Annotated in this window: 13 protein-coding genes; 10 read left to right on the top strand and 3 right to left on the bottom strand. The window is 53.2% G+C overall.

Features of this window, described 5'->3' with window-relative positions; translation table 11 throughout:
- Nucleotides 1–57: 57 nt before the first annotated feature.
- Both VQ830_RS21655 and VQ830_RS21650 read right to left on the bottom strand, forming a co-directional pair.
- Nucleotides 58–2,022, bottom strand: coding sequence for a methyl-accepting chemotaxis protein (locus tag VQ830_RS21655; protein ID WP_337270228.1), 1,965 nt, complete (start codon nt 2,020–2,022; stop codon nt 58–60).
- Nucleotides 2,023–2,969: 947 nt separating this feature from the next.
- Entirely contained in the window at nt 2,970–3,182 is a 213-nt protein-coding gene (locus tag VQ830_RS21650; RefSeq protein WP_337270227.1) for a hypothetical protein, read from the bottom strand.
- A gap of 906 nt (nt 3,183–4,088) precedes the next feature.
- On the opposite strand from VQ830_RS21650, the gene VQ830_RS21645 reads away from it, so the two are divergent.
- The 7 genes from VQ830_RS21645 (at nt 4,089) to VQ830_RS21615 (ending at nt 12,989) form a co-directional block, all read left to right on the top strand.
- Nucleotides 4,089–4,823, top strand: coding sequence for a helix-turn-helix transcriptional regulator (locus VQ830_RS21645; RefSeq protein ID WP_337270226.1), 735 nt, complete (start codon nt 4,089–4,091; stop codon nt 4,821–4,823).
- Nucleotides 4,824–4,962: 139 nt separating this feature from the next.
- Entirely contained in the window at nt 4,963–5,298 is a 336-nt protein-coding gene (locus VQ830_RS21640) for a hypothetical protein (RefSeq protein WP_337270225.1), read from the top strand.
- A gap of 539 nt (nt 5,299–5,837) precedes the next feature.
- Nucleotides 5,838–6,842: a rhamnose ABC transporter substrate-binding protein gene (gene rhaS / locus VQ830_RS21635; protein WP_337270224.1), complete on the top strand. Its 1,005-nt coding sequence runs from the start codon at nt 5,838–5,840 to the stop codon at nt 6,840–6,842.
- Between the two features lie 36 nt (nt 6,843–6,878).
- Nucleotides 6,879–8,735: a methyl-accepting chemotaxis protein gene (locus VQ830_RS21630; RefSeq protein WP_337270223.1), complete on the top strand. Its 1,857-nt coding sequence runs from the start codon at nt 6,879–6,881 to the stop codon at nt 8,733–8,735.
- Between the two features lie 140 nt (nt 8,736–8,875).
- Nucleotides 8,876–9,208: a hypothetical protein gene (locus VQ830_RS21625; protein WP_337270222.1), complete on the top strand. Its 333-nt coding sequence runs from the start codon at nt 8,876–8,878 to the stop codon at nt 9,206–9,208.
- 306 nt (nt 9,209–9,514) lie between these two features.
- Nucleotides 9,515–11,464 (top strand): methyl-accepting chemotaxis protein, encoded by a 1,950-nt coding sequence (locus tag VQ830_RS21620; protein WP_337270221.1) that lies wholly within the window; start codon nt 9,515–9,517, stop codon nt 11,462–11,464.
- A 298-nt stretch (nt 11,465–11,762) separates the two neighbouring features.
- Nucleotides 11,763–12,989, top strand: coding sequence for a GGDEF domain-containing protein (locus VQ830_RS21615; protein WP_337270220.1), 1,227 nt, complete (start codon nt 11,763–11,765; stop codon nt 12,987–12,989).
- 340 nt (nt 12,990–13,329) lie between these two features.
- Here the strand turns inward: VQ830_RS21615 and VQ830_RS21610 are convergent, their stop codons facing one another.
- Nucleotides 13,330–13,890 carry a TetR/AcrR family transcriptional regulator gene (locus VQ830_RS21610; RefSeq protein WP_337270219.1) on the bottom strand — a complete coding sequence of 187 codons (561 nt, stop codon included), beginning with the start codon at nt 13,888–13,890 and terminating at the stop codon, nt 13,330–13,332.
- A 246-nt stretch (nt 13,891–14,136) separates the two neighbouring features.
- Here VQ830_RS21610 and VQ830_RS21605 point away from each other — a divergent pair, with 246 nt between their 5' ends.
- From VQ830_RS21605 to VQ830_RS21595, 3 genes are read left to right on the top strand one after another with little or no spacing between them, the layout of a single operon-like run.
- On the top strand, nt 14,137–15,714 hold the full coding sequence (locus tag VQ830_RS21605) for an ABC transporter substrate-binding protein (RefSeq protein ID WP_337270218.1): 1,578 nt from the start codon (nt 14,137–14,139) through the stop codon (nt 15,712–15,714).
- Between the two features lie 6 nt (nt 15,715–15,720).
- Nucleotides 15,721–16,653: an ABC transporter permease gene (locus VQ830_RS21600; protein ID WP_337270217.1), complete on the top strand. Its 933-nt coding sequence runs from the start codon at nt 15,721–15,723 to the stop codon at nt 16,651–16,653.
- Nucleotides 16,650–17,522: an ABC transporter permease gene (locus VQ830_RS21595; protein WP_337270216.1), complete on the top strand. Its 873-nt coding sequence runs from the start codon at nt 16,650–16,652 to the stop codon at nt 17,520–17,522. The genes VQ830_RS21600 and VQ830_RS21595 overlap by 4 nt, the downstream gene beginning before the upstream one ends.

The following is a 17,522-nucleotide window of genomic DNA, read 5'->3' as shown; positions in this document are numbered from 1 at the left end:
ACAACTTGGACTTGATTTGGGCTGCGGGCGTCCGCCGATGGCTTGATTGGGTGGAAATTAGAACTCTGACCATCCTGCTCTATCTACTTGCACTGTTCGGCCGCGGGCCGCGGAAGGTTGCTTCGAATTAGAGAGGGCGTCCGCAGCTGCCATTTGCCCTGCGAGCCTCCTCAGACCATCGACCGAACTTTTTTTGAGGAAAGACGATCGGTCTAGTTGAAAATTTGTGAGCAGTTGCTGCAAATTTGCAGCTTCAGTTGCGAGTGATGAACTAGCGGCGGTAGTTTCTTCCACCATTGCCGCATTCTGTTGCGTGACTTGATCCATTTGATTCACAGCTGTGTTTACTTCCGACAGACCGACAGACTGTTCTTTGGATGACGTCGCGATAGCTTCCATGTGTTGGTTGATGGACTCGACAAACGCGCGGATCGCCTTCAGAGCGTCGCCTGTTTCGCTGACGAGCTTTACCCCATTGCTGACCTCGTTCGAAGATGTCAGGATGAGGCCTTTGATCTCCTTTGCAGCCTGTGCTGAGCGCTGGGCCAGTTCGCGTACTTCCTGCGCGACGACCGCAAAGCCCTTGCCAGCCTCGCCTGCCCTCGCCGCTTCGACGCCCGCATTGAGTGCAAGAAGATTGGTTTGGAATGCGATTTCGTCGATAACGCCAATGATATTGGATATTTGATTCGAGGATTGCTCAATCCTGCTCATAGCGTCGACAGCACTCGCCACGACAACGCCCGATTTGACGGTGCTTGAGTTTGCTTCATTAGCGATTTTGCGAGCCTCTTCAGCACGTGCCGATGCACTTGTGACATTGACGGTGATCTGATCGAGTGCGGCTGCAGTCTCTTCCAGAGACGCTGCTTGCTGCTCCGTTCTTTTTGACAAATCGCTTGCGGCTTGGCTTATCTCACCCGTACTGGCCTCTATCGTTTGTGCGGTCCGAGATATTTGCGACAACGTCGTCCCAAGTTGCCCGACAGATGTATTGAAGTCATGCCGAAGCTGCTCAAATTCGGAACCAAACGGCTCGCTCAGTTGAAACGCTAGGTCACCATCGGCCAGACGCTTTAGTCCCGCGGCCAAACTGGCCGTTGCAACCCGCAACCGTTCAGAAGCTTCGGCTTCAGTTCGCTTTTGATCCTCCAACCGGAGCCGTTCGGCCTGGTGGCGCATGTCGTCCGCATCCGCCTCCATATGCTTTTTCTCAATGGCGGCGGTTCGAAACGTCTCGACGGCTCCCGCCATGGCGCCGATTTCGTCTTTTCTCTGGCTGAGAGCCAGATGAACCGATGTGTCGCCCTTGGCGAGTTTGAGCATCGCTTCCGTCATGGTTCGTATAGGCCGCCCTACACTAACAATGAGAAGGGCTGAAGACCCTAGAAGTACCAGAACTGCACAAAGCCCAATAGCTAGCGAAAGATTATCTGCCTGGGCGACCGCGGAAGCCAGCGCCGTCTGCGCCTGTACCGTAAACATCTCGGCGTTCTTTTTCGACTGATCGATGGCTACGATGGCGCTCTGAGCCGCTTGGGCGAGATCACTGAATGGCACAACGGCAGTAGCAACCCCACGCTCGACGACGATTGGATCTCGCCCGGCCGCTTGCGAAAAGGACTGCAACATCGCCGCTGCTTTTTTCGTCGCCAACCCCTCGTAGGCCTTAAGTCCGTCACGGATGTCACGAAGCACATCCGGCTTGAGGGCGATTCTAATTGCCTCGTCCAGCCCGTCCGATCCACGTGTACTATTCTCTTTTATTTCCTTTAGCGAAGATTGAACATCCGGCTCGGAGGAGGCGCCCTCAAGGTCTCGTGCGGCCAGCCTGGCCTTTCCAAGCGCTATCTCGGCATTGACAACGCCTGTCAAAATTGTCTGTTCGCGCTCAACCGCATTGTTAGCGTCTGCGATCACGCGGCTGCTGATCTGCTGATTTGTGACCATGCCGACAATCAGCAGCATGGCGATTCCAGACGAAATGGCAAGTTTGGTGGCCACTTTGAGGTTCGTAAGCATGCTCTCGGTCCTTCTTGGATGGTATACTTACTTGCGCTTTAAGCAAACGATCCCTGTGCAGAAGCCCTTCTCAACAGGACGACGACATTCGAACAAATGCTGCAAAGCAAAAGCGGTAATAAGGGAGTCCTGCGATGAATTCGGCGTTCATATAGCGGATCGTAATCTACACCAATCGTCATGACGGGCGGAGTAACGCTTGGAGTAGTGAGAACTCGAATGGTTCCTACTCCTGAACGTTTCATGAAAACGCTACGAAAAAAATTTTATCTAAAAAGTTAATGAGTTAAGTGTCTTCGCGTTTATGATATATAATGCGCGATTTTTATTGATTTAAATCTGCCGACCAGATGAAAGTAGACAGCCCCGCAATATCGTAGAAAAATGTGATCTTGCTTTTTAGGAAGGAGTTAGCGTTCAGGCGATAGGACGGAAAGATCTTGGCCGCCCTATCTCAACCATCGCTACGATGAAAAATCTGGCGAAACCATCAAACACACCATGTCGGTAGACATATATTGGATCGAGATCTTTAGGTCAGAATCAATCTCGATCCCTCGGATGACAAATATAGATCTAAACCCTTTTGAATGGGGTTTTGCAACCTCCGGCCCCCAAGCTTTCGCCACAGGAATTGAAGTCCTCTGGACGCCGGCCCAGACTGATCTATCGACCAGTAAATTTCAACTTCACCGCCGTCTTGCGAGAGTGCGCCGTACTTCACAGCGTTGGCGACAAGCTCATGGATGGCAAGGGTGAGGGTGAACGACTGCTTTGAAGTCAAATTAATCTCCTGAGAGATGATTTAACGTTGGTCGCAGTCCAACAGGTGAGTTCGAGGCGTCTCTCCACGATGGCCAGCATTCTTGCGGTCTGCTAGGAGTTTGCCGTCGAAATATCAAATTGGGTTTTGCGAGAGCTTGCACCCTTTTTACGAACACACTTTTTCAGTCTTTCATATCATCGCCCTCGAATATGTGGGTGACCTGTACGTCCCAGAATGTGTTTATGTCTTTCAGAGTCGTGGCGTTCCCGACAAAGCGAGTAGGCGTTCCTTGTGTGGCGCTCTCAATTGCTTCGTTGACGGCTGCGTTTTCATCGCCGGACCAAAGGTCCGACCACGGACATCCCACCAGAACGCTCAAATCATCGACTTGCATGACGTGCTTCCCACCGTCACTCATGAATTGAAGCCTGCCATTGAGATCAAGTCTGTGGTACCGTCCTCGCAGCCGTCAAAAATTGATGCGATGAGACCCTCGTTACCAACCAAACGAGGATCTGCAGCCTAGACTTATCTTTGCATGTTTGCGAGAACTTTACCTGCACTGACTGAGATGTCTCCACTCACAATAAGACCCTTCAAATTCTTAAGTAATCTATGGCACTCTGATAGCCAACCGGACCAGAATGTTGCCCTTCGGCTTGTTCCCGGCGCTTTCCGGAACTCGGCTCACCGCCTGGGTCGAGAAACAAAAATGGTCACGCCCGTGACCGACGCTGCAATCGTCAATCAGGGGCAACACTGACGTGTCGTCGCGCGTCCTCGTCGTTTAAAAGGCGTCTCTCTCCACTCTAGGTTCCCCTCGTTGGAAATAGGTCAGCAAGCTTTGAGAAAGGTGATATGTTCGTTTTTATGATAAGCAATGCTACATAATGATAGGAATTCCCCCATCATTTTGCAGCGCCGAGACTTCAATCATCATATCAACCGAATTATAGTGGAGAAAAGCGTTTACGCTTTGACGTGTAGAGCCTCCATCAGCAAGCGGGGTTTGAACAAATTGGGTTTAGTTCTCACCCGTGAGTTTTAGCAAATGGATCTCGCTCCAGGGAGTGTCGCGCCGAGGGCCACGCGGTTTTCTATTGTGCTCGAGAGCATGGATGACGTCGAGCAATTCAACGCTGCTTCATATATTGGCAGTTCCTTCCCGTTGAAGTTTGCTTCATTACAAGGGTCCGAGATCAATCTGTCATTTGATGGCGTAAAGCGAGGTGATCTTTGCCTATGGCGGACCCATTCCGGTTCTGGCTTTGAGAGCCAGCCGAAGCGCTTAGACAATGTCGTGACAGTTCGTTTTCCTGTCTACGGATCAATTGTACGCCGCGATAGTCGCGGCGAATACAATTTCGATAACGGGCATGGCCTCATTGCTCCCTTTCGCGGAATGGAGTCGATGCGCACTTCGGCGAATGTCAGCCTGGTTAATTGCTCGTTCGGCCATGAGATGATGCTCCGTTATATGCGCTCCCTCGATGGCGACGATAGTGGGAGAAACCCGTCATTTAATCCACTTGTGGATACCCGGCTGCCGGCAGTTGGAATATTCAGGGCAGCCTTGCTTGCGCTTCACGAGCGCATTCAGCGACTTGATCCTGGCAATGATCTATTTTTTCCAATTTTGGAAGAAATGCTGGTCTTTCAATTGATCGGCTGTTGGCCGCGCCAAACGCTTTCTCAAATCCACAGACTATCTGCCAGCAATAAGGTTCTTCGAGCCGCGCTCGAGTACATTGACGCCAATCTATCGAAGCCGGTTGGTGTCTCTGAAGTCGCAAGAGCAGCGGGCACCAGTGTGCGCAGCGTGCAAATCGCGTTCAAGCGCAACCTTGGTGTCACCCCCGTTCAATATATCATCAACTCTCGACTAGATCGCGTGCACGATGCCTTGAAACAGGATCATGCGCCCGGCTATATTTCGCAGATTGCACACATGTGGGGCTTCTATCACCCGGCGGACTTTGCACGCCGCTATAAGGCGCGCTTTGGCGAGACCCCGTCCGAAAGCAGGGTCAAGTAGGAGATGCCGAGGTCCGTGATATTTCGCACGCTGACAAGCCCCCTCTCTCGGGCGCCATGGAAGCGGGAACGGGAGCCAATTGTAATTCCAAACTAGGCTTTTGAAATGGGCGTTAGAGCGGGAGACTGTGAAATCGAGCTTGAGTGAGGCAGCGAAACATGATGTTCGCTGCCAATACGGCGCTCGCTGCATGGTCAAATATCGTGGCACCTTGCTTCAAGAGGCTTGCTTTTATATCGCTACCCTTGAAATCGTTTCCCTTCGCAAGGAGCGCGAAGATCGACTGCGTCAAATGGCCATGGAAGAACTGCTGACGGGACTGCCGAATCGGCGCGTGGTGCACAAACAGCGGGTGGAAATTGTCAGCCAGGCTTATTTCAAAGAATGCAGCGGATACCTTTTCATTAATGACTTTGGACGGCTTAAGATAACACCTAAGCCGCCCGCCGGAAGACTATATTCGCTTTCCTTATAAGGGCCGTCACTTGCATTATACGTTTGATTTTAACAACTAAATGCAATGATTGCCCAATCCCAAAGGGCTCAGCAAGATAACAGCTCGCTGGTGTTCCAATGGGGCGAGCCAAGATGAATGGGCCTTCAAAGCCGATTGAATGCTATCCAGTCGGCTGTATAGCAGGCTAGGGTTAGCCCGGTTTCAAAGAGATCATGACGCTCTCGTAAAACCTTCCGTCTTTATTGTCGAGGCATGCTTGCTGCTAAGTGAGCGTACTTCGTGCCATTGTTCACACTTGCAGGCGCAACCTGGTTGATGGGTTCCGAGGCCAAGGCTCAAGAAGCATTTTCGCCGCGCAATCCGCCTTCGTCGCTCTTAGGCTTCGGGAATGCGGTCGTCCGTGTTTCGAGTTTGCAGCACTGGCAATCGTGTCTACCCGTGACCGCAACCGCGGTTTATGACCAACGCCCCAGTATACGGAGAAGCTCAACGCGGCAGTACAAGGTAACTGAATCTACCTTTGCATCGTTCGAATTTATACCGGTAGGAGACAAAGTATGACTGTAGCAAAACGATTGGCTGCGTTGTGTTTCACAAGTGCGATCCTTTCAGTATCCATCTTGAGTTCAGCGGCGTGTGCGGAGCAGATCAAAATTGGCCTCGTGGTAAAATCACTCAACAGTGGCTTCTTTGAAGCAGTCTACAAGGGAGCCGAGGAGGCTGCCGAAGAACTGAAAGACGTCGAGATCATCTACACCGGGCCTGTCGGCACCGCCCCCGATGGTCAGGTCGCGGTTATCAACGATCTCATCGCCCAAGGCGTCAATGGCATAGCCATTTCCGCCAGTGACATGAATGCGTCAGCCCCGGCGCTAAAGTCCGCAGCAGCTCATGGCATCAAGGTTATCTCCTTTGATTCACCTGTCGCTCGCGACGCACGCATTCTCCATCTTAATCCTTCTTCCAACAGCCTAATCGCGAAGATGTGTCTGATGCTTGCCAAGGCGCATACAAACGGCAAGGCCAATGTCGCCATTCTGTCAGCGACGCCCAATTCTGCTGGTCAAAATGCCTGGATCAGCGAGATGAAGAGGCAAGCTCCGGACTTTCCTGACCTTACATTGACGAAGGTGGTCTATGGCGATGACGTTGAGGCAACATCACGTAAAGAAACCGAACAACTTCTCGCTTCTGGAGAAAGAGTTGACGTGATCCTCGCCCCAACGACAGTTGGCATCGCAGCGGCAGCCAAGGTCATCGCTGAAAAGGGCCTAATCGGCAAGGTGTACGTGACCGGTCTCGGTCTGCCATCTGAGATGACGGATGCTATAAAATCTGGTGCAACCAAGGAATTTGCAATCTGGAATCCAATAGACCTCGGCTATTCGGCCACCCAGGTCGTCTATCATCTCGTCCAGGGTGAAACCGACGGATCACCGGGCAGCGAAGTCGGCATCGGGCGTATGGGAAAAATTAAGGTGGGACCAGAAGGTGAAGCGGCAATGGGTGACCCGTTCGTCTACAACGCCACTAATGTCGGCACATTCGCGAAGGTATTTTGACGGTCCGCGGTCCCCAGTGAAGAAATGAGTTTTGCCATGAGTTTTCTGTCCAATTCCAAAATCAGAACCAAGATCCTGACAATTCTGATTCCTGCCTGTCTGATCGGCATTATGGGTATTGTCTACGTCGCCTACAGCTATCGATCGACGGTCGAGACCTATGCGAAATTCATCAATTACGATAACGCTGCGGAAATCGAAATGGCCCGCGCCAGTACGGCTCTGCACGCCGTTGCCTATGACACATACCAGATCTATGTCTATCCGAGGGACGACCTTTCTCTGCCTGCGATCCTGGCCGATCAGGCAGCCAATGCCTCTGAAGTCGTTAACCGCCTGCGCAACGCCCGCCAACTCCTGCCAAGTGAGCCTGCTACTATCGGGGCACTTTCGAACCGAAGCCAAGCGCTTTTGGAATTGTTCGATCGTGCTGTCGCGCTTAGCCAACAGGGAAAACGTGATGAAGCCCGGAAGTTTTTGATGCAGGTTGACCCTATGGTCACCACATTGCGTCGAGACATCGGCAAGATGGTCACACGCGTGGCGGGTCGCATCTCATTGGACAACGTAAAAATGTCCTCAAGGGCAAACGAGACAATTCTTAGCTCGTTGATTGTGCTGGCTCTTGTCTTTGCGGTGGCGATTTTCGGAGCTTTGCTTATCTCCGCTCGAGGCATCACCGGTCCGATCGATAGTTTGCGCAAACGGATGCTCACGCTCGCCGACGGAGAGATTGAAGATCCGATTCAAGGCGCTGACCGCCACGACGAGGTTGGTGCTATGGCAAGGGCAGTGCAAGTTTTCAAGGAGGGAGCCATCCAGAGGCAGGAGTTAGCGCTCGCAGCTTCAACGACGCGTGACGCCGCTGAATCGGCGCGCCTTGTGGTTGAGGCTGAGCGTAGCGAAAACGCGCGACAGCAATCCGCTGTTGTAGAGGTCTTGGCACGTGGATTGGAAGGCCTGTCGAATGGTGACCTTGAACACCGGATTCTTGCCCCCTTCCCGAACGAGTATGAAAAGCTCCGCAACGATTTCAACGGCGCTATCGACAAGCTTCAGGACGCGATGCGGACTGTGGCCAACAAAACTTCCACGATCCGCACCGGCGCAACCCACATCAAGGCCGCGGCAGACGACTTGGCGCGGCGTACCCAGCAGCAGGCGGCGAGCCTTGAGGAAACAGCCGCTGCACTGGACGAAATCACAACAACTGTGAAGAAGACGGCCGATGGCGCACTGCATGCCAAATCTATTGTCTCACAAGCCAAAAGCGACGCGGAACAATCTGGCGAAATCGTAAAGCGGGCCATCATTGCAATGGGTGCGATCGAAACTTCGACAACGAAGGTCAATCACATAATTGGTGTCATTGACGAGATTGCATTCCAGACTAATCTCTTAGCGCTGAACGCAGGAGTGGAGGCTGCTCGCGCTGGCGACGCAGGCCGCGGTTTTGCGGTGGTCGCCTCGGAGGTGCGCGGCTTGGCGCAGCGCTCGGCAGAAGCTGCAAAGCAAATCAAGAGCCTGATTTCTGAGTCCGAACGGCAGGTCGAGGACGGGGTTGCGCTGGTCATCGAGACCGGAACAGCGCTCGAGCGAATTGTTGGTCGCGTTGGTGAGATCGACACGATCGTCGCAGACATATCGAACGGAACCGGGGATCAAGCGATTGGGCTCCAACAAGTTAACACTGCAGTCAACGAGATGGATCAGGTCACACAGCAGAATGCTGCGATGGTCGAAGAAGCTGCAGCTGCAAGCCATGGGTTGGCAGAAGACACTGAAGAGCTGTCACGACTGGTATTCCGCTTTTCAGTTGGAGCTATCGGTATCCGGCCTCAGGATGAAGCCAATCACTACCTGGGCCGTTATCCCGCTCCTGCCGCTGCCTAATGAAGAGATCAAATTGAATATGATCCGCATGACATCTGTAGCACACGAAATTCTTGTTACGTGGTCCTAGCATCTGCGGGCGAAGGTTTCAGCGGCGTTGGCGTCTACCGCTAGTTCATGAATTCAGGAGAATGGTCAATATGGGCCAGAAGCGAAAGAAGCTTTATGAAGCGATTTTGGACGGTGCAACGGACGGCCATTCCGGGGCGATCCTATACGACTATGTCAAGTCCCGCTGCCCAGATGCTTCCAGCAGACAGATCGTGCGGGCTTCCCTCCTGGCTTTGACTGATCCGCTTGTCTCCGACCGCAACATTCTTGAGGTCATTTATGCACTGGCCATCAGACATCGAATGGACGAGCTCCATCCAAACGAGCTTGCCAATGAAGTGGCCTACACGAGCAAACGCGCACCATCTCTGGCTGAGATTATGCACGATGTGCCAACAGACGCGGCTAAATCAAGGAAATGAGTTCATCAGGCAAGGACGGCTGAAGAGGCGGCCCGTCTCCAAGCCATCGGCGCGACTGGATAACTTTTGCTTCACAGCTGCTGCATGTGAAGGAGGGGCGAAGGAATGAGCATTTCTGCTGTCCAATCTGCGCGAGTTACGATGATCGCTTAAACGCAGGAAAATTACAATCTTCCGCCGAGCGACATCATGTGACTCTAGCCTCGCCTAACGAAGCACGACCGAAGAGCTTGAAGCACAGCTGGCTCGCCAGCCGGATGTAAACGCACGTCTGGTTGGTCCACCCGAACTGATATGGAGCAGAACATGAGTCTTTTTGGTGATCTGAAGATTTTGACAAAAATATCCGCGACGCTCCTGTCGCTCCTCTTTATCAGCCTCGCTGTGTCATTCATCACCCTTGGATCACAATCGACGCAAGAGCAAGCCGCGCGATGGACGGACCATACCTATCAAGTTTTAGGTGGCTTAAACGCCATCATGGCCGCAATGGTCGATCAGGAAACTGGCATGCGAGGCTATTTAATTGCTGGAGATGAAAGATTTCTCGACCCGCAGCGCGCCGGAGCTGCCAGCTACGCAAGCAATCTTGAAAAAGTTCGCGGCCTGACGGCAGATAATTCGGCACAGCAGAGACGCCTAGGAGAGCTTGATATTCTTGTTCGCGAATGGACGTCGACCATTGTCGATGCGGAAACTCATTTGATGCGCAACCCGGCAACTGTCGAGGGGGCACGACACATTGAGATCTCCGGCGCTGGCAAAACGTCGATGGACGGCATAAGAGCGAAGATCAAGGAAATGACCAACGCTGAGACAAGCCTCTTGGACCAGAGGGCAAAGGACGCTTCGGACGCAGCGAACGCATCACGTTCCGCAACGCTTGCCGGTGGCCTTGGCATGGCAATCGTCGCGCTCTTGAGCTTGGTTGTTTTGAATTTCGGTTTGGCGCGCCCCGTTCGTCGTATCAACGCGGTAATGAGCAATCTCGCTGCCGGGGACACCTCTACCGAAGTGCCTTTCTCAAAAAGAAGGGATGAAGTTGGCCAAATGGCAACGGCTGTCGAGGTCTTCCGCCAAGCTGCTATTTCAAAAAGGCAATTGGAAGCGGAGACGGAAGCCGCCCGTCGCGAAGTTGAAGCGGAGCGTCTGCGTCTGACGGCTGAAGCGGAAAGGGCAGCTCAGTCGCGTCTGGCGGAAGCAACGGCTGGCTTGGCCGTAGGGCTCAAGCGTCTTGCAAGAGGAGATTTGTACTTCAAATTAGAAGGACCTTTCGCGGCAGATTTTGAGCCGCTTCGACACGATTTGAACGCAGCAGTCGAACAACTCGGTGACACACTTCGCGCCGTTGCACAGGTAACTACCTCTATCGATGACGGCTCACAAGAAATCAGCCGCAGTGCCGACGACCTGTCAAAACGCACCGAGCAGCAGGCAGCGTCCCTTGAAGAAACCGCCGCAGCCCTCGAGCAGATCACTGTCAATGTTGCAAATGCTTCGAAGCGCGCCATCGAGGCTCGCAAAGTCGTACTCCAGGCAAACGACAGCGCAAACGAATCCGGAAAAGTTGTGGCAAAGGCCGTTGCAGCGATGGGCAAGATCGAGACGTCATCGAACGAGGTCTCCAATATCATCGGCGTTATCGACGAAATCGCCTTTCAGACCAACCTGCTCGCCTTGAATGCAGGTGTGGAAGCTGCACGCGCTGGTGACGCTGGCAAGGGTTTTGCGGTTGTCGCTCAGGAAGTTCGCGAACTGGCCCAGCGATCAGCGAAGGCGGCTAAGGAGATCAAAGAACTTATCCGGCTATCCTCTGCGGAGGTTCAAAACGGCGTTAGACTGGTAAGCGAGACGGGAGAATCTCTTCGAGCAATCGAGGGCTTCGTTGTCATCATCAATCAACATATGGAATCGATTGCCACGTCGGCCGAAGAACAGTCGGTTGGGCTGCATGAGGTTAACACAGCGGTTAACCGGATGGATCAGGTTACGCAGAAAAATGCAGCGATGGTTGAGGAAACCAGCGCTGCAGGTGCATCTTTGGCTGGCGAAAGCAGGACGCTCCGCGAAATAGTTGCACAGTTCGCTCTCGGAGGAGCGGATCAACACGTCGCGGCATTGCGTGAAGTGGCAATGACTGGAAATCATGCGGACATCCGCCGCAAGCCTGAGGCGGCAGCACCATTAATCTCAAGAATACTCAGCCGACCAACGATTGGCGCTATCGCAGTCAACGAAAACTGGGAAGATTTCTAAATGGCGTCGGCATTTAGAGCCGAAATTTTACTGTTGTTTAGCCTAACAGCGCCGCGTGATCCTGACACCTTGCGTCCGTGTTATGATGGGCGCTAGATGTCGCAAATGACGTCATTTGGATGCCGCAGATTCTACTGCTGCCTTCGCCTGTAGATTGTTCTCTCTCAAGAGAAGAGGCCAACCGGTGCTAAAATATCGGCCGCTAATCGTGCTCATCGGTAAAATTGAACTTTCAGCTCATTGCCATTTTTAACGTGTTTCAGCCATTACTTCATTAGCCTTTGTTAAGAGTAGCAAGATGGAAAGCCGAAATACAGCAGTGACGATTTTCCTGATCGAGAAAGAAATTCTTTCTCTCTCACGGCTTTTGAAATTCACACCCATCCTCGAGGAGAAATACCGGCAAGACGAAGCGCCTGAACAAAGCGTTCACACAGTCCGCCTGAATTACATAGGGCTGATAATATATCACGCTTTTCTATACAGCGACTACCGCATGTTGCGTGATGTATTCTTTCTCGATTTGTTTCTACATTTCGGTGTCATGACACCGCTGGCAATGTTGGTTCATTGGCTTCTATGGCGGAATCCGAAATCGGCAATGCGTGAAATGTACGAATGTCTTTCGTTGATAATCCTGTCCTTAACTATAGCCGCGGTTGTCGATTTGAGCAATTCTTTAGATCGAGACATTGCGCAACTGACACTCGTTCTTGTTGTACTGTTCGGATCGACGATGCAACGGATAAGCTTCCGCTATCTGGTTCCGACATGCATCGTCATTGAGATCATCTACATAATGAGTTTAAGTTTGCTCCCAGGTGTACCGCGTGACCGCTTCATAGGTTTCAGTGCTCTCGTAATCGGCATTGTGTTCTTCTCGCTGATCGCTTCCTATACCATTGAGCACGGACGTCGAATGGGCTACCTCTTGAGACTACGCGAATTTATGAAAAACATTGAACTTGAAAAAGAAAGTCTTCGCGAACCAATGACGGGTTTGGGAAACAGGCGAGCTTTAGACCTGTCACTGCACCGTATTTTGAACAACTCGGCCTCAGGTGTTGAGACAACAATCGGGGTTATATTGGTGGATATCGACCACTTCAAACTTTTCAACGATACCAATGGGCATCAGGAGGGTGATCGGTGCCTCAAAGTTGTTGCGAGCTTAATCGCTAACGGGGTGCAACCAAACAAATGCGAGGTCTATCGCTACGGGGGTGAAGAGTTTCTCATATTGCTTGAGAACACCAGTCCGTGCGAGACGTCGCAAGTTGCTCAGGAAATTCGCACGGTTGTTGAAGCTGGCGAAATTCCGCGGGATTCCGATAGTCGAAGGCTTGTGACCGTTAGTGTTGGCGCTGCCTTCGGGAAGATCGATGCAACTTTGACGCCAACCTCGATCATCGCATCTGCTGATAGCGCGCTATACCTTGCAAAGTCGAAAGGCCGCAACCGCGTGGAGATGTGCGGACTGGAAGAAGAGCGAGGCGATCCCCTCGATTTTGGCATCGCCGTTTAGATTTTACGGCTAGCTCGGTCTTGTTTTGGTATGCATATTTTGCCGACGTTCACTGCTGCGTTGATAGCCATGCAATTGGGCCAGGGAATTTTCTGTCTGAATGACGTGATGGCCCGAGCCCGGCAGTTAAGCGCTAGTGGTAGATATGAGTTTTGGGGCCAGCAACTGATACTCGCATCTCGTGACATGCGACATGAGGTTCTTGCGATACTTCGATGTCGCTTGTCGGTTTCCCCGCAGAACTGAGCGAGGTCAGTTCTGCGGGGAAACCGAGTGGGAGAGCCTCAAATATGTTTTCCCGATGATTTCAAAGGAATGAGATTGACACGCGCACCGATCGTTAAGCGCTAGTCTTGTTCCGTGCGAGAGCTGGTTCGATCAGTGTGATCGTCAGTGCAACCTGCCGCTCAATTGCGATTTGATCCTGCGTTTCGGTAAGCCGCCAGTAGCTCCATGTGGCATTGACCAGAGTGTATACACTTATGCCGAGATCGAAAAGTTGGTCCTCCGGCCACGGTGAACCCAGTCGCTGAAGGAGCTCAACGTAATTGGTGGCAAAAAGCTGGGAATGCGCACGGGCTATTCGCAGCAGGTCTTCGTAATAATAGGATGCATCAACGATCGTTCGGTCCAGGCCGATTGACAACTGATAGGTCCACGTGTCGCGCAGCAAGACGCCAAGCTGCACACGCCAATTTTCGGTGACGATCTTCTGTGATCCTGCCTTCAGAAAATCTCTGACCTCCGCCAATTTAGCCTCGTAAATCTCGGCGATAATGGCCTCTTTGTTTGGAAAGTAGTCGTAGATCGAACCGACTTTGATACCGGCTTGTTCGGCGATCGCATTGGTTGTGACCGCGCGAATGCCGCGCTCGCGCATTACCTCGTGCGCTGACTCCATAATCATCGCCTTGATTTTCTTAGATCTCGTTTGAACGGGATTGCGCTTTTCCCCCACGCCGGTCTCTCCGTGCTGTGAACTCTTGTGAGCGGCTGTAATGGCATTTTGGCAAGAAATTTGCACTGCAAAAATATTCTCTTGCACTGGACATAAATCCGAGTAATCATTCGGATTAGAGGGCGCGGTGCTCTTTTCAGACAAAGAGCATTGCGGAAAAGCATTCCCTCAATAAAGAAGGGAACTTCCATGCTAAATCGTCGTCAATTCACACTTGCATCGGGCACGGCGCTCGCTGGGCTTATTCTGACTAGTTCTGGTCGTTCGTTCGCGCAGGATGAAAAAGTAGCCCGCCTGCGTCTGCCGATTGATCCGGAGGGCCTTTATAATGTGCAGAGCATCTCGCTGGTCGTAAGCGATGTTCTCGGAAACTACCTTCTTGAGTCCCTCGTTTACCTTGACGAGAAAGGGCAGGCCCAGCCATGGCTGGCGCAGTCGTGGGAACCGAGTGCGGATGGAAAGGTCATCACTTTTAAACTAAAAAACGGAAAAACTTTTCACGACGGCACGCCCTTCAACGCTGCAGCGGTCAAATTCCACTTCGACACCGTCCTTAATCCGAACAGCGCTTCACCATCGAAAGCGATGATCAGCGCGCTTGAACACGTGGAGACGCCCGATGACATGACGGTCGTCTTCTCTTTCTCAAAGCCTTTCGCGCCCTTCCTCAATTTGCTCGGCCTGTCCTACTTTGGCTTTAATTCGCCAACTGCTGTTAAGGCGGCGGGATCGGCCTACGCACGTCATCCGGTCGGCACGGGACCGTTCATGTTCAGCAATTGGGTGCTAGGAACCAGCATCGAACTCGTTCGGTACCCAGATTTTAAACAATATAGGCCTGATGCGAAGAACCAGGGGCCTGCCTATTTGGACCGTGTCATATTGACCGTGCTGGCGGAGGAAGGTGTCGTCGCCTCCGCACTTCAGACCGGCGAATTGCAGGCCGCTCAGTTGACGGCGGATGCCGTACAGCCCCTTCAAGGCGATTCTCAATATCACATCATTAATGATCAGAATGCCAAGAATCTGATGTTCATCGAGTTCGATTATAAGAAGCCTCCGTTTGACGACAAGGCCTTCCGACAAGCCATCAGCTATGCGATCGACCGCCAAGCGGTTTTGGCAGCAGCGTTCGGTGGCAACGGCAAGATTGCGCTGGGGCCTCTATCGCGTGGTATTCCCGGTTACGACGACTCCGTCGCACAGAAATACGGGACGCCATTCGATGCCGAAAAGGCCAAGGCACTGCTCGATGCGGCCGGCTGGAAGGAAAATGGTGGCCTCCGCGCAAAGGGAAACATGGCCGCCAAGTTCACCGTGCGAAGCTATGCCGACAGCACCACCGAGCGGGCGCTAGCCGTCATCCAGGCAAATCTGGCCGATATCGGCATTCAGGTTGACGTTAGCACCGCTGATTGGGGAACGTTCTATCCCGGACTGCTCACGCCTGCTTGGGACATGGACCTCAATCGCTGGACCTGGCCGGATCCCAACGTTATGTCCCAACTGTTCCGCTCTCCGGGGCATAGGCAGTTGCTGCCGGCCAATGCCGCAATCGACGGTGCACTGGATGCGTCCGACACCGCGCTTGACCCCGCCAAGCGCATGCAATTCGTCAGCGATGCCCAAAAGGCCATTCTCGAGGACCGGCTCATCCTCCCACTGCTGACGGACTGGCCGATCACGGTCGTGCGCAATGAGCTGCAGGGTTACCGCCTAGATTTTCTCGGACGGCTCTATACGTCCGATCTCCAAATCGCAGGATAAAAAGCCATGATGCAGTACGTTGTTAGACGTCTGCTGCTGCTGATCCCGGTGATCATCACGATTTTGCTGATCACCTTTCTGATGAAGGCCCTGATCCCGACGGACGCTGTCACCGCCATGTATCGGGGCCAATTGTCGGAAAAGGATGCCGCACAGGCCATCGCTACGCTCAGAGCAAAGTACCACCTCGACTTGCCCTGGTACCAGCAGTTCTTCTTTTACGTGGGTGATCTGCTGCATGGCAATTTCGGCGAGTCGATCCGATTGCGTCGGCCGGTAATCGACGAGATCGGCTACCGGTACGTCAACACGATCCTGCTCACCGGTCTTGCGCTGGCCATCGCGCTTATCTTCGGCCTCACAACCGGTATTCTTGCGGCTGCCCGCCGCAACACTTGGCTGGACGTGACGGCGACGACTATCGGCCTGTTCGGCATTTCCATGCCGGCATTCTTCTTCGGCCTGCTTTTGATCCTGGTATTTTCGGTCTGGTTAAGGCTCCTGCCCGTCGTTCCGCATGGGCCGATCGCCATCCTGCTTCCGGCCTTTGCGCTTGGCGCCATCGAGGCCGCCCCCCTTTCACAGGTGGCGCGCAGCAGTATGATCGATGTCTTACGACGCGATTATATTCAGGCGGCGCGGGCGCGCGGCCAAAGCGAGATGGCGTTGATTTTCCGTCATGCGTTACCGAACGCGCTCATCGTCGTTTTGACGGTGGTTGGTTTGCAGATCGGCAACCTTCTCGGCGGCGCCTTCATCGTGGAAACGATTTTCTCCTGGCACGGCATTGGAGAATTGGCGGTGAATGCCATCCAGTGGCGGGATTTCGCACTCACCCAGGCGATCATCCTCATCAGCGCCGCGACCTATCTCGTCATCAACCTTGTGGCAGACATTGTCTATGCCTGGCTCGATCCGCGCGTGGAGCTTTTGTCATGACAGTGCTAATGGTTGAAGAGCCCCCGGTTGTGGTCATTCCACGCTGGCGCGTCATCGCAAATCGTCTTCTCCAGAGCAGGGCGGCGGTTGTCGGCGGCTTGATCGTGCTGATCGTCGCGCTGCTTGCGATCTTCGCTCCATGGATCGCGCCCCATGACCCGTTCAAGATCGATCCAATCCACCGCCTCAAGCCTCCGGGTTTCGATCACTGGATCGGCACCGACGAGGTAGGGCGCGATCTGCTTAGCCGCATCATCTATGGAACCCGCTATTTCCTGCTGATTTGCGCAATTACCTCATCGATCTCCGCTACGGCAGGCACAATTCTCGGCCTCGTCGCCGGAGCAGGCTCGCCGCTAACGGATGGCATCATCATGCGGACAATCGATATACTGCTTGCCTTCCCTTACATCCTCATGGTCCTGGTCGTTGTGGCAATCCTCGGCCCAAGCCTATGGACCGGCATGGTAGCCGTCGGCATTGCCGGCATTCCAGGATATGCACGCCTTGTGCGCAGCACGGTGTTGACGGTCAAGGGTGAAGACTATGTGACCAGCGTCCGCGCGCTGGGCGCAAATGAGACGGAGATCCTGTTTGGCACAGTCCTGCCGAACGTGTTGTCACCGCTGATCATTTATTTTGCTTTCGCAACGCCTTTGTCGGCCCTCATCGCATCGGCGCTCTCTTTCGCAGGGCTCGGCACGCAGCCACCCGCACCGGAATGGGGAGCGATGCTCGTCAATTCGCGTACCTATCTATTCTCCGCCTGGTGGGCCGTTGCAGCACCCGGTCTCGCTCTGTTCGTTTCCATCTTCGGGATGAACATCTTGGGCAACGGCCTACGCGACGTGCTCGACCCGAGGAATTAA

The organism is Oryzifoliimicrobium ureilyticum, from assembly GCF_037199735.1.
GTDB classification, from domain to species: domain Bacteria; phylum Pseudomonadota; class Alphaproteobacteria; order Rhizobiales; family Rhizobiaceae; genus Rhizobium; species Rhizobium ureilyticus.
The sequence above is the reverse complement of the archived record's forward strand: the minus strand, read 5'-3'. Positions and strand labels throughout refer to the sequence as shown.